Source organism: Corynebacterium sp. ACRPS (assembly GCF_022346005.1).
Lineage (GTDB): Bacteria > Actinomycetota > Actinomycetes > Mycobacteriales > Mycobacteriaceae > Corynebacterium.
In genome coordinates this window covers 65247-80661 of the sequence record NZ_JAKRMY010000002.1, presented here as the reverse complement: position 1 = coordinate 80661, position 15415 = coordinate 65247, and the positions used below count along the sequence as shown (strand labels likewise).

Here is a 15415-nt window from a genome sequence, read left to right as displayed (position 1 = left end):
GGGGCGAAACGTGGCTACCATTGGCGCTTGAGATTATTCACTCGGACATCATTCTCGACAGGCAAAGGAGCCGCGCCATCATGGCAAAGTCGTCTAAGAAAGAAGAAAAAGACACTAAGTCTGCCGCAAAGCAAGCGGAGAATAAGCAGGAGGATAAGACCACTCATTCTGCACAGAAAAAGGTAGCTGAGCAGAAGCAGCCAAAGACGTCGAGCAAAAACACTCGTACGGAAACCGATCTGATCGGTGACTTGGAAATTCCCGCTGATGCTTACTTTGGTGTCCACACCGTCCGCGCGATGGATAACTTCCAGATTTCCTACGTGACCATTAACACCATTCCGCACTTCATCCGCGGCATGGTGAAGGTCAAAAAGGCTGCCGCGATGGCCAACCGTCGCTTGCACGTGCTGCCAAAGAAGAAGGCAGAGGCCATCATGTGGGCCTGTGACCAGATCCTGGATGAGGGTCGCTGCATGGACCAGTTCCCGCTCGATGTATTCCAGGGTGGTGCCGGCACCTCGTTGAACATGAACACCAATGAGGTCGTTGCCAACTTGGCCCTTGAGCACTTGGGGGAGGAGAAGGGCTCCTACGACATCATCAACCCCAACGACGATGTCAACATGTCCCAGTCCACCAACGATGCTTACCCAACCGGCTTCCGGTTGGGCCTGTACGCTGCCATCGATGACCTCATCGTGCGCATCGACAGCCTGCGTTCCGCATTCCAGGACAAGGGTAATGAGTTCCAAGACATCCTGAAGATGGGCCGTACCCAGCTGCAGGATGCCGTCCCCATGACCTTGGGCGACGAATTCAAGGGCTTTGCTAATAATCTGAACGAGGAACAGGCCGTTCTGCGCGATGCACAGAGCCGCTTGCTGCAGATCAACCTCGGCGCAACCGCCATCGGTACCGGTGTTAACACTCCAGCCGGCTACCGCCACCAGGTAACCGCCGCATTGTCGGAGGTCACTGGCCTGGAGATGAAGACTGCGAGCGACCTTATCGAGGCTACCTCTGACTGCGGTGCCTACGTATTCTTGCACTCCGCCATCAAGCGCGCTGCCATGAAGCTGTCCAAGATCTGTAACGACCTGCGCCTGCTGTCCTCTGGTCCGCGCGCTGGCCTTGGCGAGATCAACCTGCCAGCCCGCCAGGCAGGTTCCTCCATCATGCCGGGTAAGGTCAACCCAGTCATCCCAGAGGTTGTCAACCAGACCTGCTTCAAGATCTTCGGCAACGACCACGTCGTGACCATGGCTGCAGAGGCAGGCCAGTTGCAGCTCAACGTGATGGAGCCGGTCATCGGTGAGGCGCTGTTCCAGTCCATCCGCATCATGGGCAACGCGGTTGATGCCCTGCGTGAGAAGTGTGTTACCGGCATTACCGCTAACGCCGACGTGTGCCGCCAGTACGTGGAGAACTCCATTGGTATCGTCACCTACTTGAACCCATTCATTGGCCACCACAACGGTGACGAGATTGCCAAGGAATCCCTCAAGACCGGCAAGGGTGTCAAGGAACTCGTCCTGGAGAAGGGCCTTCTGGATGAGGCAACGCTGAACAAGGTTCTGTCGGTAGAAAACCTGATGCACCCAGAGTTTCGCGGTCAGCTTTTCCTCGATGACAACTAAGTAAAGTTCGCGAGCCGGAGTGCTGCATGAGGTGGGCGATGCCCATCCTCATGGTGGTGCCCACCATTCCGCACACACCGTGCTGTTTTTCCGTGGAAAGCGGAAAAGTACTCCATGGTGTGTGCGGTCTCTTTCGTGAATGCCTGAGCTAACGTCTCCCGTTTCCATAGTGCAGCGGCATGGAAATATACCGAACGGTTTATAACGCGAGGTAGAACACATGTGGGAAGCAACACAAACGGGCAGAATGCGTAAATAAAACAACATATTCAAGGCAAAATAGAAATGTAAGGGTGGTCCACGACCGGCATGCTGATGTGTGTCCACCACGTGTAGTTGAGAACGTGTGGAGTGTATCCATGGTTATTATTCATATTGTCATCGTTCTCGCGGCCATTATCTTAGGTGCGAGAATTGGGTCCATAGGCATCGGCATGGCCGGTGGCCTAGGCGTTCTCCTTTTGGGCGTTGCGGGAGTTCCCGTAACTAGGGAAGACATTCCGTTCGACGTCATCGCCATCATTATGACGGTGATCGCGGCCATCGCCGCGATGCAAAAGGCCGGCGGCATGGACTATTTGGTTCACGTGGCCGAGAAGTTCCTGCGCAAAAACCCCAAGAAGATTACGTTTTACGCACCCATCGTGACCTGGTTGATGACGGTCTTAGCTGGTACCGGGCACACCTCCTTTTCCACGCTGCCGGTCATCGTTGAGGTGGCCAAGGAAGGCAAGGTTCGCCCGTCGCGCCCGCTATCTATCGCGGTCGTCGCCGCGCAGATGGGTATTTGTGCCTCGCCGATTTCTGCTGCAGTTGTCATCCTGGCTGGTCTGCTTGAACCTATGGGGGTGGGGTACCTCCAAGTGCTCGGCGTGTTGATTCCAGCTACCTTTTTGTCCATCTTCCCCGCAGCTTGGCTGGCCAATAAGTTTGGTAAGGAGCTGGAAGATGACCCTGTGTACCAAGAGCGCAAGGCGCAGGGCCTGGTCAAAGAGCCGATTGGTGCTAGCAAATATGAGCCCAAGGAAGGCGCTAAGTCTTCCGTCGTTATCTTCCTTATCGCCATCGTTATCGTCATGGCATGGGCTACCATTTCTTCCGAACAAGTTGGGCTCATCACGGATCCAACGCTGCCGCGCAATGAGGCGATTATGACGGTCATGCTTTCGGCCGCGACGATCATCGTGCTCAAGACCAAGATCCCGGCCGCTGACGTCCTCAATACCCCGGTATTTAAATCGGGCATGTCCGCCTGCATCTGTGTGCTGGGTGTCGCGTGGTTGGGAACCACCCTTATCAACCACTACTTGGACGATATTCAAGCCTTGGCTGGTGACGTCATTGAAGCTTCGCCATGGTTGCTGGCAGTGGTGCTCTTCTTCGCCGCAGCCCTGCTGTACTCGCAGGCTGCTACCACCAAGGCGCTCATGCCCGCCGCGTTGGCGTTGGGAGTAAGCCCGGTTACCGCTGTGGCCGCATTCCCGGCAGTTTCTGCTCTGTTCATCCTGCCTACGTACCCCACGTTGCTGGCAGCAGTCGAAATGGATGATACGGGCACGACCAAGATCGGCAAGGCCGTATTCAACCACCCATTCCTCATCCCTGGCGTGGTCAGCATCGCCGGTTCCGTGCTCCTTGGCTACGCACTCGGCGCGGTAATCATTTAGCGAGTCCTCTAGCTTGCACTCCCAGTGGCGTCTTCTCCGCGGAGAGGGCGCCACTTTTATGTGGAAGCTCCACCATAAGAAATGTTCCGTCTCACACTTCATACCCCCATGCGACTTGGCTTATGCCAGAAATCGGTAGGGTAGGTGCCATGACTACGCAGCCATCCGATGTTGAAATCGCACAAGCCCATAACCTGCAGCCGATTGGGGAGATCGCAGCCAAAGCAGGCATCCCCGAAGATGCAGTAATTCCCTTTGGTTCCACGAAAGCCAAGGTGGATATCACCAAGGTGGACTACGCCAAAGACAAGCGCGGCAAGCTCGTGCTGGTGACAGGAGTCTCCCCAACACCTGCTGGCGAAGGTAAATCCACGGTGCTTATCGGCTTGACCGATGCGCTGGATCAGATCGGGAAGAAGGCTATCGTGGCCCTGCGCGAGCCATCCCAGGGCCCGGTCATGGGCATCAAGGGCGGCGCCGCGGGTGGCGGTTACGCCCAGATTGTGCCGATGGAGGATATCAACCTGCAATTCACCGGTGACTTCCACGCCATTGCCGCGGCAACGAATACGCTGGCGGCCATCATCGACAATCACATCCACCAGGGCAATCAGCTGGGCATCGACCCGCGCCGCGTCACTTGGCAGCGCTGCGTCGACGTGAACGACCGCGCACTGCGCAATGTGGTCACCGGGCTCGGCGGCTCTGCGCACGGCGTACCGGCAGAAACTGGCTTTACCATTACGGCCGCCTCCGAAATCATGGCCATTTTGTGCTTGGCGACGAGCCTCGAAGACCTCAAGCAGCGCCTAGGCGATATCACCGTCGGCTTTACCTATGACCAACGCCCAGTGACCGCGCGCGAGCTCGATGCGGAAGGCGCGCTGACCGCGCTGATGCGCGATGCTTTGAACCCAAACCTCGTTCAAACCCTCGGCGGGGTTCCCGCACTCGTGCACGGTGGTCCTTTCGCCAATATCGCGCACGGCTGCAACTCCTTGCTGGCGACGCAGACCGCGCTGCAGTTCGGCGATATCGTGCTGTCTGAAGCCGGCTTCGGCGCAGATCTTGGCGGCGAGAAGTTTATGGATATCAAGTCCCGGTTTGGTGACCTGGACGTGGCCGGCGCGGTGGTTGTGGCGACGATTCGCTCGCAGAAGTACAACGGGGGCGCTGCCAAGGATAAGCTCACCGAGGAAAACCTCGAGGCGCTGCAGAAGGGCATCGTCAATCTTGAGCGCCACGTAGAAAACCTGCGCAAGTTTGGGATCAAGCCCGTCGTCGCGCTGAACCTCTTCTGGTCCGATACCGAGGCGGAGCGCCAGTTCATGCGCGATTGGGCTAAGGACTTCGGCGTGGCCCTAGAAGAGGCCAATGTCTGGGCTGAAGGCGGCGCGGGAGCAACGAAGCTGGCCGAGGCCCTGTTGGAGAACCTCGAGGGCGGCGCGCAGCAACTCTACGATCCAGAAGAAGGCATCGAGGCCTCCATCGAGACCATCGCCCGCGAGATCTACCGCGCGGACCGCGTGGAATACGGCTCCAAGGCCGTGAAAGACTTGCAGTACATCAAGGACAATGGCTGGGATAAACTGCCCGTAGTCATTTCCAAGACGCAGTATTCCTTCTCCGATGAAGCAACGGCATTGGGTGCCCCGGAAGGACACACGCTGCACGTGCGCGAGCTGCTGCCGCGCACCGGTTCCGGGTTCATTGTGGTGCTGACCGGCAACGTGATGACCATGCCGGGCCTGCCTAAGAAGCCGGCGGCCAATAATATCGACGTCGCCGCCGATGGCACGGTATCCGGACTGTTCTAAAAGGAGCTAATCCGCCGCGGAGCCCGGCCACCCCGGGTACTCCGGCGGCGTGCCGCCAAATTCGGGGCAGATCGCCTGATGCGCGCACCAATTACAGAGCTTGGAGCGTTTCGGGCGAAAGTCCCCGGCGCGCCCATCGGCCTCAATCTTGGCCCACAGTTGGCCTAGATCGCGCTCGAAGTATTCGAGTTCTTCCTGGGTAGGAGCTAAAAACATCGAGTCCAGCACCTTGAGATACATCAGCCGCAGTTGGTGGGGGATGATGCCCAGCAGGCGCCAGTACACCAGGGCGTAAAAGCGCATCTGGAATTGGGCGCTCTGGGAAAACCGGGGTGCTGGTTTCTTTCCCGTCTTATAATCCACGACGCGCACCTCGCCGGTGGGGGCGCGGTCCACGCGGTCAATAAACCCGCGCACGGGCACGCCATTGGGCAAGACTGTATTGACATACATCTCGGTTTCTTGGCAGTCGAAGCCCTGCGGGTTTTCCATCTGAAAATAGCCCTTGAGCAGCTCGCGGGCGGCGACGAAGAAGTCATACGTTTCTTCTTCGGGCACGAGCTCGAGCAGTTCAGCGTCCTCTTCTGTCATCGCGGCCCAGCTCGGTTTGATCATCTTTACCGCTGCTGGGTAGGTGCGCTCTTCACGCGGGAGCTTATGCGTTTCTTCTAGGACCGCGTGGACCAGGGTTCCCTTAACTTGGGCGATGGTCTTGGGCTCGGGAATCTTGTCGATGGCCCGGAAACGGTAGAGCAGCGGGCACTGCTGGTAGTCGGAGGCGCGCGAGGGCGACAGGGCAAGGGGACGGGGGCGGGGAGTTGATGTAGTAGCCATGGTGTATCTAGCCTATCGCTGATCGTTTCGTGGCAAGCTAGAAGGCATGAGTTATACCGATAAGTTCCTTGATTTCTTGGCGGCCTCGCCGTCGTCGTACCACGCCGCGCATGAGGTAGCGCGCCAGCTGCAAGAATCTGGCTTCCAGGTTCAGGATGAGCGCGAGGACTGGTCGGCCGCACCAGGCGGGCACGTCATGGTCCGCGGCGGTGCGGTTGCCGCGTGGTACGTGCCGGAAGGCGCCGATAAGAACTCCGGTTTCCGCATCGTTGGCTCGCATACTGATTCGCCGGGGCTGGCGCTCAAGCCCACGCCCGATTTTTCGGCTGTAGGTTGGCAACAGGTCGCGGTGGAAATCTACGGCGGTGCCTTGCTGCACACGTGGTTTGATCGTGAACTTACCGTCGCCGGCCAGGTGGTGACCACGGATGGGCGCCAGCACCTCGTGAATACGGGTCCAGTCCTGCGCCTTCCTTCGCTGGCCATTCACTTGTACCGCAAGGATGAGTTCAAGCCGGACCGCCAAAAGCACATGCAGCCGGTGCTGACGGTCGGCGATGAAGAGGCGTCGATCCTGCAGGTGGTGGGGGAGCAGGCGGGCATCGCCAAGCAGGATATTGCTTCCTTCAACCTGATTACCGCCGATGCCGCCCGGGGTGCCGTCTTTGGCGCGGGCGAAAAGTTTATCGCGGCTGGCCGCATGGATAACCTATCTTCGGTGCACGCCTCGCTGGAGGCCATGCAAAGCGCTGCGCAGGACTATGACGGCTCCGATATTTTGGTCATGATGGCCTTTGACCACGAGGAAGTGGGCTCGAGTTCCCGCTATGGTGCCGCCGGACCGATCCTGCAGGACGTGCTAACCCGCACCGCCCGCGCGCTGGGGGCTAATGAGGAAGAGCGATTCCAGATGTTCGCTCGCTCCAGCTGCGTGTCTGCCGATGCCGCGCACTCGGTGCACCCCAATTACGCGGATAAGCACGACCCCACCCACCAGCCGATCATTGGGCAGGGCCCAGTGACCAAGATCAACGGCAACCAGCGCTACGCCTCAGATGCACAGACGATTGCTCTGTGGGAGACCGCGTGTGCCAAGGGTGGGGTTCCGGTGCAGCGTTTCGTGGGCAATAACGATGTGCCGTGCGGCTCGACCATCGGCCCGATTACCGCAACGCGGCTGGGTATCGACACCGTCGATGTGGGCGTGCCGATGCTGTCGATGCACTCCGCGCGCGAGATGGTGGGCGAGCAGGACCAAATATGGCTCTCGCGGGCTCTTGAGGCATACTTGAAGGGTTAGTACCCACAACCTCGAGGAGTTTTGCGGCATGGCTTATTCTGGCCCCTTTTCCTATGGCGACCGCGTGCAGCTGACGGACGCTAAGCGTCGCCACTACACGGTCATTTTGAAAGAAGGAGGCCAGTTCCATTCCCATAAAGGCATAATCAACCACGATGACATCATGGGGATGGATGAAGGTTCCGTCATCGAGTCCACCTTGGGCTCGTCCTTCCTGCTCTTCCGCCACCTCATGGTGGATCACGTCTTATCGATGCCGCGCGGTGCCGCCGTCATTTACCCCAAGGACGCCGCACAAATCTTGGTCGAGGGCGATATCTTCATGGGCGCCCGCGTGCTTGAGGCCGGTGCGGGCTCCGGCGCCTTGTCGATGTCCCTCCTGCGCGCCGTGGGCCCCGAAGGCCACGTCTATTCCTATGAAATCCGCGATGATCACCTGGAGTACGCGGTCGATAACGTCGAGGAATACTTTGGCGCTCGCCCCGAGTGGTGGTCGCCGCGCCTAGGCGATCTCGGTGATGTCACCGCTGAGGACCTCGGTGGCCCCGTCGACCGCATCATCTTGGACATGCTGGAGCCTTGGGAGAACCTGGAGACCGTGCGCGATCTGCTGATCCCTGGCGGCGTGTTCATGACCTATGTGGCAACGGTCCCGCAGCTGATGAAGGTCATGGAGGGCATCCGCGAGCTACAATGCTTTACCGAACCGAAGGCGTGGGAATCCCTCGTGCGCGAGTGGAAGGTAGAAGGCCTAGCCACCCGCCCGGAGCACCGCATGAATGCGCACACCGCATTCCTAATTTGGACCAGGCGGCTTGCCGATGGCGTCACCCCGCCGCGCCCCCAGCGCCGCGCCCGCAAATAAGGTGCACAATTTTAAGTACACGGGTGTAATTAAATACTAAAGTGGCCTCGCTCATACCTTGTCGCGCGTTAAAGTGGTGTGCATGGATGAAGCCACGGATAATAAGCGGCAACTCAGCCAGCTTGCTGCGCGCAATCAAAAGCTGGTGGAGCTACTACAGAAATCGCGCGCCGAGCTCGAGCAGTTATTTGCTGAGGTCAATGCGCTTGCAGAGCCAGCCTCTACCTATGGCGTCTTTTTGGCCTACTCCCCGCACCAAAGCGAGGTAGGCACCACCGCGGAGGTCTATACCAACGGCCGCGTCATGCAGCTCAAGGTCTCCCCCAACGTGGAGCCGGGCAGCCTGCAGGTGGGCCAACAGGTCCGGTTGGGCGATGGCTTCGTGGTCGTCGAAGGCTGCGCTCCTACGAGCACCGGCGAGCTTGCCACCGTGGTCGAGCGCTTGGACCAGCGCCGGGCCGTCGTGGCTAATTCCGCGGGGGATAACCGCGTCGTCCTGCTCGCACAGGCGCTGCAAGAAAGCGTACGCGCGGGCGAGGTGGTGCTGTTAGATACCAAGGCTTCCGTGGCCGTGGAAAAGGTGGATCAAGCAGAGGTATCCCAGCTCTCGCTGGAAGAAGTGCCCGATGTGCGCTACGAGGACATCGGCGGATTGGATGAGCAGATTTCGCAGATCCGCGATTCCGTCGAGCTGCCCTTTATCCATCCCGAGCTCTACCGGCAATATGGCCTGCAACCGCCCAAGGGCGTATTGCTTTATGGCCCACCCGGCTGCGGAAAGACGCTCATTGCTAAGGCCGTGGCTAATTCCCTGTCTACCCAAATGGGGGGAGACGGATCCAGCTACTTCCTCAATGTTAAGGGCCCAGAGCTGCTGAATAAGTACGTCGGCGAAACCGAGCGCCGCATCCGGCTAATTTTTGAGCGCGCCCGCGAGCTCGCCCAGGCCAGCGCGGATCGCCCCGTGGTCATCTTCTTTGATGAGATGGAATCCATTTTCCGCACCCGTGGATCTGGGGTCTCATCCGATATGGAAACCACCGTCGTTCCCCAGCTGCTGACGGAACTCGATGGCGTGGAGGGCCTCAGCAATGTGGTCATCATCGGCGCCACCAACCGGGAAGAGCTCATTGACCCCGCCATCATGCGCCCGGGCCGGCTGGATATGAAGGTGCGCATCAATCGGCCTACCAAGCGCGGCGCGCGCGAGATTTTCGCCCGCCACTTCGATCCATCCATTCCACACGAGGGCGATATTGACGAGCTCATCGGCGATGCCGTAGATGAGCTCTATAGCGATAGGCCTTTTGCCCAGCTGCACTTTAGCAATGGGCAGCGCCAGGTCCTGCACTACCGCGATTTCGTCTCTGGCGCGATGATTGCCAATATCTTGGCCCGGGCTAAGAAGCTAGCCATCAAGGAGGCTTTATCGGACCACGGTGCGCAGCGCGCCGCGGAGGAAGGCGATGGGGGCGTTAAAGGGGGCATCGGCAAGCAGCACCTGCGTGCCGCCATCGCCGCCGAGCAGGCGGAATCGGAATACATGCCCACCTCAACCAACCCCGAGGAATGGAGCAAGATTGTTTCCGCGGATCACGGCGGATCGCGTGTGACCAGTGTGGAACTTTTAAGCGGAAGGAGCTGTACGTGGCCCGCGTGCTAGGAACGGAAACGGAATACGGCATTTCTACGCCGGATTCGCCGGAGGAATCCCCAATCATCACCTCGACCCACGCGGTGGTGGCCTATGCAGCGCTGTACACGGGCGCGCGTTCGCGCTGGGATTTTGCGGAAGAACATCCCTTGCGAGATTCCCGCGGTTTTGACCTCAAGCGCTACGATACGGTTCCCGTGGTAGACCCCAATGCGGTTGGTGTGGCCAATGTTGTCACCCCGAGCGGGGCGCGGTTCTATGTGGACCATGCCCACCCCGAGTACTCGGCGCCGGAATGCACAAATGCTTGGGACGCGACGCTCTATGACGCCGCCGGCGATCACACGCTGCTGCAGGCCAGGGATGCCGTCGCGGAGCTGACGGAGCAGGGAAAGTCCGTCCTCGTGGATCGTCAACCGTGCCCGCCGCTGCGGTTTTATAAAAACAATGTCGATGGCAAGGGTGCCAGCTACGGTTCGCATGAAAATTATCAGTACGCACGGAGCACCGATTTTTCGGTCATGGCCCAGGCGCTGATTCCCTTCTTCGTTGCCCGGCAGGTCGTCATCGGTGCTGGGCGCATGGGCCGCGGGGAGTTTGGGGAGGAACCGGGGTTCCAGATTTCCCAGCGCGCGGACTATATCGAGCAGGAAATTTCCCTGGAAACCACCCTCAACCGCGGCATTATCAATACCCGCGACGAGCCCCATGCCATCCACGATGACTTCGGCCGCCTGCACGTCATTATCGGCGATGCGAATATGTCGCAGACCTCGACGCTGCTGAAATTGGGCATGACCTCGCTGGTGCTCGATGCCATTGAGGCCGGCACGGACTTTAGCGATTTGCGCCTTGCCGATGCCGTCGCGGAGGTGCCCCTGGTAAGCCGCGACCTCGAATTGCGCCACCGGCTCACGCTTGCCGATGGCCGCGAGCTCACCGCCCTCGAGCTGCTCGCCGAATACCGCCGCCGCCTGCAGCCGGAGACTTCCGCCGACCACAAGGTGCTGGCGGCCTGGAACGAGGCGGTAGGGCTACTTGCCGATGACCCCCTCAAGGCCTCCCACCTCCTAGATTGGGTGGCCAAGTACCGGTTGATCAAGAGCTACCTCGACCGCGGCATCGCCCCAGATGACCCCAAGCTGCGCCTTATCGACCTGCAATATGCCGAAATCGATCCGGCGAAGTCGCTGCACTATGCGCTGGTGCGCAAGGGCCAGATGCGCCAGCTCTTTAGCGCCGAGGACCTGCGACGGGCCGCGGCCGAGCCGCCTACCGACACCCGTGCATATTTCCGCGGGCGCATAACGCAGAAATTCGGCGAAGATATCATCGCCGCCAGTTGGCAAAGCCTCACCCTGCGCCGTGGTGCTACGGACGGGCGCTCCCGCAATGGCGTCTGGGCTACCGTGGCCATGGATGATACCCGTGGCCTCACCCGTGCGGACTGCGAAGGCATCATCGAGGGCGCCAGCAGCGTAGAGGAGTTACTTGAAGGGCTTGCTGCCATCGGCATCCAGCCCGAGTATCGTAAGTAATGATCACCTAATATGAGGAAAGGATGACACCATGTCCACTTCGAATCGCCAGGTCAGTAGCAATAATGGGGGAAATGGCCCCGAGTCAGAGGAAGAATTTACCGCTACCCAGCTCAATATCAACACCTCCGGCACCGATGATCTCTTGGATGAGATCGATGGCCTGCTAGAAAATAACGCGGAAGAATTCGTCCGCTCGTACGTCCAAAAGGGCGGACAGTAGGCGTGGAATCCACCCGTCCCGTTTTTGCTCGGCGGATCATGGGCATCGAAACCGAGTACGGCCTGTCCACGGCGACGCCGAAGAGCCAGCGGGCATTAAGCCCCGATGAGGTTGCGCGCGTGCTCTTCCGGCCGATCGTGGAAAAATACGCCTCGTCCAATATCTTTGCCACCAATGCCAGCCGCCTGTACCTCGACGTCGGCTCGCACCCTGAGGTAGCCACCGCCGAGTGCGATAGCCTCAGCCAGCTCATCGCCCATGAATGCGCCGGTGACCGCGTGATGAACCGCCTGGTCCTGCAGGCGGAAGACGCTTTGGCCGAAGAAGGAAACGAGCGCGCGGTCTACCTTTTTAAAAATAACGTCGATTCCGCCGGGCACTCCTTTGGCTGCCACGAGAATTACCTCATTAGCAGGCACATGGTGCTCAAAGACCTGGGCGTAGCGCTCTTGCCGTTCTTGATTACCCGCCAACTTATCTGCGGGGCGGGAATGGTGCAGCCTGCCAAGGGCGACCAACCCGCGCAATTCCTCTTATCCCAGCGCGCCGATCAGGTATGGGAGGGCGTATCGTCCGCGACCACCCGCTCCCGGCCCATTATCAATACCCGCGATGAGCCGCATGGGGATTCCAAGCGCTTCCGCCGCATGCACATCATCGTGGGCGATTCCAATATGGCAGAGCCCACCATCGCATTGAAGGTCGGCTCCACCCTGCTCATGTTAGAGATGCTGGAGGCGGGCTTCGAGCTGCCCGAACTCGAGATCGCAGATCCAATCCACCACATCCGCTCCATCGCACGCGATGTGACCGGCTCTACGCCGCTGCCGCTTGTTAGCGGGGGAACCATTACCGCCTTGGAGGTCCAGCAGCAGCTTTGCGCGCGGGCGCGCGATTGGCTCGCTCACCGCGAAGACGCCGGCACGCCCACGGCGGAATTAGAGCGCGTCGTTGACCTGTGGGAGCGCATCCTGCGCGCCATCGAGACCGGAAACTTTTCCGGAGTGAACCGCGAGATTGATTGGGTGATCAAGCTCGAGCTGCTCGAGCGCTACCGCTCCCGCTTGGGCGGTGACTGGGCGCATCCGAAGCTGACGCAGGTCGATATGACCTATCACGATATCCGGCCTGGGAGAGGCTTATATGACGTGCTGCTGCGCCGTGGGATGATCGAGCGCTGGATTGATGATGAGTCCATCGAGCGCGCGGTATCGGCCGCGCCGCCGACTACGCGCGCGGCTTTGCGCGGAAAGTTCCTAGCTGCGGCCGAAGAATGCGGCGCGCACGTGACCGTGGATTGGACGCGGCTGAAGGTTAACCGCCCAGAACCGCGCACCGAGGAACTGCTGGATCCCTTCGCGTCCACCGATCCGCGCGTTGAGGCATTGCTAGACTATATGCACGATAATCACGCCTAGGGCGTGCACATTGAGCACTGGGGAGAGTAGACAACGTGGTGGCATCACGATCCACGCCGAGCCGGCAGGATGCGGCGGTAGAAAGGCTCACCAACCTATCCTTTGCGCTGCAAGGAGCGGCGAATTCGGGTGGTTCACCTGACCGCTCCGCGGCCTGGATCCGCAGCCACGTCGCAGGTTATAGCGATAAGTCCGACGAGGCTTTCACCAAGGCACTGGGCCGCGATATCGCCACCTTGCAACGCGCCGGAGTCCCCATCGTGCACACCGGTGGGGAAGACGGTGTCTCGTACCGCCTCGACCAAAGCAATTACCAGCTCCCGCCGGTGGAATTTTCACCGGAAGAAGCGATGGTGCTTGGCATCGCAGGGGGAGTGGGAACCCCTGGTGGATTGAGCGATTTCTCCCTGTCCGGGTGGACCAAGATTGCCGCTTCGGGGGCCTCCCGCAACCTGGAGGGTGCCCCCGTATATACCGCGGTCAATGACATCACCCGGCTCGCCCCCGAAGTCATCACCTTCGTCCTCGCCGCCGTGCGAAATAAAGTGCGCATCACCTTTTCCTACCGCCCCCATCCGGCGGCTGAGACAGTGCGCCGGACCATGGATCCCTGGGGAGTGGTCAACCACCAAAGTCGCATTTATATTGTTGGCTTCGATGTTGACCGCGCAGCCCCGCGCGTCTTCCGGGCCTTAAGGCTTTCCGATATCAAGCGGTCCCACCAGCCGGCTGAGCACATCGAGCCGACGGTGGACATCGACAAGCTCGTCAAAGAGGCGCTACAACGCGGCGAAAAGGTGGATGCGACCCTGTATATTCCAGAGGGTCAAGCCCAAGAGCTAGAAAGCGTGGGCACGCGCACCGCCGATGGCACCGTAGTGCTTACCGGGGTCCAGAAGGATTGGTTGGTGCGCAGCGCAGCGGGCTATGCCCCAGAAGTAAAAGTGCTCGATCCCCCCGAGGTGCGCAATGACATCATTAATCTATTGCGCGCAGCCGCCAACCACAATGGAGCTGAGTAAACCTATGGCCGATGGATCTCATAAACTGCAAGCGCTCGTCCGGTCGCTCAACCTCATCCCGTATTTTCAAAACCATCCGGATAAAACCCCGATGGAGGCGGCCGCGGATTTGGGGATGGACCCAGGAGAGCTAAAAGATGCCGTGGACCGGCTATTTTGCTCTGGGACTGGCCGCAATACCGAAGAGCTCATCGATCTCTCTTTCAGCTACCGCGATGGTGTCACCATCTACAATGACCAAGGTCTGGGACAAGCATTGCGGCTTACCCCAACCGAGGCAGGCGCCCTCTTGCTTACCCTAGAATCCCTCGAGGCCATGCCCGGGCTGCTGGATGCCAGGGCGATTAAGTCGGCCGCGGAGAAATTGCGCTCCATTATGGATGAGCGCACGCTGAGTATCTATGACACGTTATCGACGGTGGACCCGCAAGAATCCGATATCCAGGCAACCTTAAACCGCGGGCTCAATGAAAAACGGCGCATCCGGATGCGCTATTGGAGTGCTTCATCTAATAAGGAAACCGAGCGCCTAGTTGATCCGGCCCGGATCTTCATCGTGGATGCCGAGCCTTATCTCGCGGCATGGGAAGAAGATAAGCAGGGGCATAGGACCTTCCGCATCGACCGCATCAAGCATGCCGAGTTGACCGAGGAAACTGCTCATCCGCGCCTCAAGGAGCTGGATTTCGACGCTGCAGCACCCTTTAATTTAGGTACGGCGGATTCCGTGGAATTAATCATTCATGAAGAATTCACTTGGCTTGCAGAATACTACGATATGCAACTAAGCAAACGCCTAAAAAACGGCACTGTAGCTGCAACGATGCAGGTAGGATCGGTGGATTGGCTGGTTCGTTTCGCCCTCGGGCAGGCCGATAGGTTACGCGTTATAGCCCCTCAATCTATTGTGAATCTCATTGCGGAACGCGGAAATGCCGCGTTGAAGGGCTATACTTAAAATTCAGTTACTGCACGCACATGCGTCTTAAAATTGCCTCGCGAATTCTCCCCGCGAAGGGAGAGAGCGCGGCGGCCATCTGGCGCAGGCAAAGAAGAACCGAAAGAGGATCTTATGACCTTAGGACCATTGGAAATCGGCCTGATTGTTCTCGTCATCATCTTGCTATTTGGCGCGAAGAAACTGCCCGATCTTGCTCGTTCCATGGGCCGCTCGATGCGCATTTTCAAATCTGAGGTCAATGAAATGCAATCGGAGGACACCAAGCGCTCTGAGGCTCAAGCTCAATTGAGCCAGAAGCGCCAGCAGTCCGATGAGGAGTTCTGGAACCGCCCAGATATGCAACCTGGCCACCAGCAGGGAAACACTTCTTCTCAGAATTAACGCCTTCTGCCTGCTAGAAACGCGAACACGCTTTGCTTATGTACTCGCCAGCCGTGCCGGCGCGCGGCATCCAGATACCGAGTGAGCAGGGTAGT

General features: G+C 59.2%; 13 protein-coding genes. 12 read left to right on the top strand and 1 reads right to left on the bottom strand.

Annotated elements, in window-relative coordinates:
- Positions 1–80: 80 nt before the first annotated feature.
- The 3 genes from aspA to MHX65_RS01585 all read left to right on the top strand — a co-directional run bounded on the left by aspA (position 81) and on the right by MHX65_RS01585 (position 5124).
- Positions 81–1640: an aspartate ammonia-lyase gene (aspA, locus tag MHX65_RS01595; RefSeq protein WP_023022356.1), complete on the top strand. Its 1560-nt coding sequence runs from the start codon at positions 81–83 to the stop codon at positions 1638–1640.
- Positions 1641–1999: 359 nt separating this feature from the next.
- Entirely contained in the window at positions 2000–3307 is a 1308-nt protein-coding gene (locus MHX65_RS01590; protein ID WP_239268126.1) for an anaerobic C4-dicarboxylate transporter, read from the top strand.
- Positions 3308–3456: 149 nt separating this feature from the next.
- The gene (locus MHX65_RS01585) at positions 3457–5124 is read left to right on the top strand and encodes a formate--tetrahydrofolate ligase (protein ID WP_239268124.1); all 1668 of its coding nucleotides are present in this window, start codon (positions 3457–3459) and stop codon (positions 5122–5124) included.
- Positions 5125–5130: 6 nt separating this feature from the next.
- On the opposite strand, the gene MHX65_RS01580 is transcribed toward MHX65_RS01585, so the two are convergent.
- A complete protein-coding gene (locus MHX65_RS01580) occupies positions 5131–5958 on the bottom strand; it encodes a RecB family exonuclease (protein ID WP_023022351.1) in 828 nt (275 codons plus the stop codon).
- Between the two features lie 46 nt (positions 5959–6004).
- Here MHX65_RS01580 and MHX65_RS01575 point away from each other — a divergent pair, with 46 nt between their 5' ends.
- The 9 genes from MHX65_RS01575 (at position 6005) to tatA (ending at position 15320) form a co-directional block, all read left to right on the top strand.
- Positions 6005–7258, top strand: coding sequence for a M18 family aminopeptidase (locus tag MHX65_RS01575; protein WP_239268122.1), 1254 nt, complete (start codon positions 6005–6007; stop codon positions 7256–7258).
- 28 nt (positions 7259–7286) lie between these two features.
- Complete coding sequence (locus MHX65_RS01570; RefSeq protein ID WP_239268120.1) at positions 7287–8123, top strand: tRNA (adenine-N1)-methyltransferase; 837 nt, start codon at positions 7287–7289, stop codon at positions 8121–8123.
- An 82-nt stretch (positions 8124–8205) separates the two neighbouring features.
- Positions 8206–9786, top strand: a complete 1581-nt coding sequence (gene arc, locus MHX65_RS01565) for a proteasome ATPase (RefSeq protein ID WP_239268118.1) — start codon at positions 8206–8208, stop codon at positions 9784–9786.
- Entirely contained in the window at positions 9771–11315 is a 1545-nt protein-coding gene (dop, locus tag MHX65_RS01560) for a depupylase/deamidase Dop (RefSeq protein WP_239268116.1), read from the top strand. Before arc ends, dop begins: the two co-directional genes overlap by 16 nt.
- A gap of 31 nt (positions 11316–11346) precedes the next feature.
- The gene (locus tag MHX65_RS01555) at positions 11347–11538 is read left to right on the top strand and encodes a ubiquitin-like protein Pup (RefSeq protein ID WP_005279201.1); all 192 of its coding nucleotides are present in this window, start codon (positions 11347–11349) and stop codon (positions 11536–11538) included.
- A 38-nt stretch (positions 11539–11576) separates the two neighbouring features.
- Positions 11577–12956 (top strand): Pup--protein ligase, encoded by a 1380-nt coding sequence (pafA, locus tag MHX65_RS01550; RefSeq protein ID WP_239268303.1) that lies wholly within the window; start codon positions 11577–11579, stop codon positions 12954–12956.
- A 35-nt stretch (positions 12957–12991) separates the two neighbouring features.
- A complete protein-coding gene (locus MHX65_RS01545; RefSeq protein WP_239268113.1) occupies positions 12992–13978 on the top strand; it encodes a helix-turn-helix transcriptional regulator in 987 nt (328 codons plus the stop codon).
- A 4-nt stretch (positions 13979–13982) separates the two neighbouring features.
- Entirely contained in the window at positions 13983–14936 is a 954-nt protein-coding gene (locus tag MHX65_RS01540) for a helix-turn-helix transcriptional regulator (RefSeq protein WP_239268111.1), read from the top strand.
- Between the two features lie 114 nt (positions 14937–15050).
- Positions 15051–15320, top strand: a complete 270-nt coding sequence (gene tatA, locus MHX65_RS01535; RefSeq protein ID WP_023022332.1) for a Sec-independent protein translocase subunit TatA — start codon at positions 15051–15053, stop codon at positions 15318–15320.
- Positions 15321–15415: the final 95 nt, after the last annotated feature.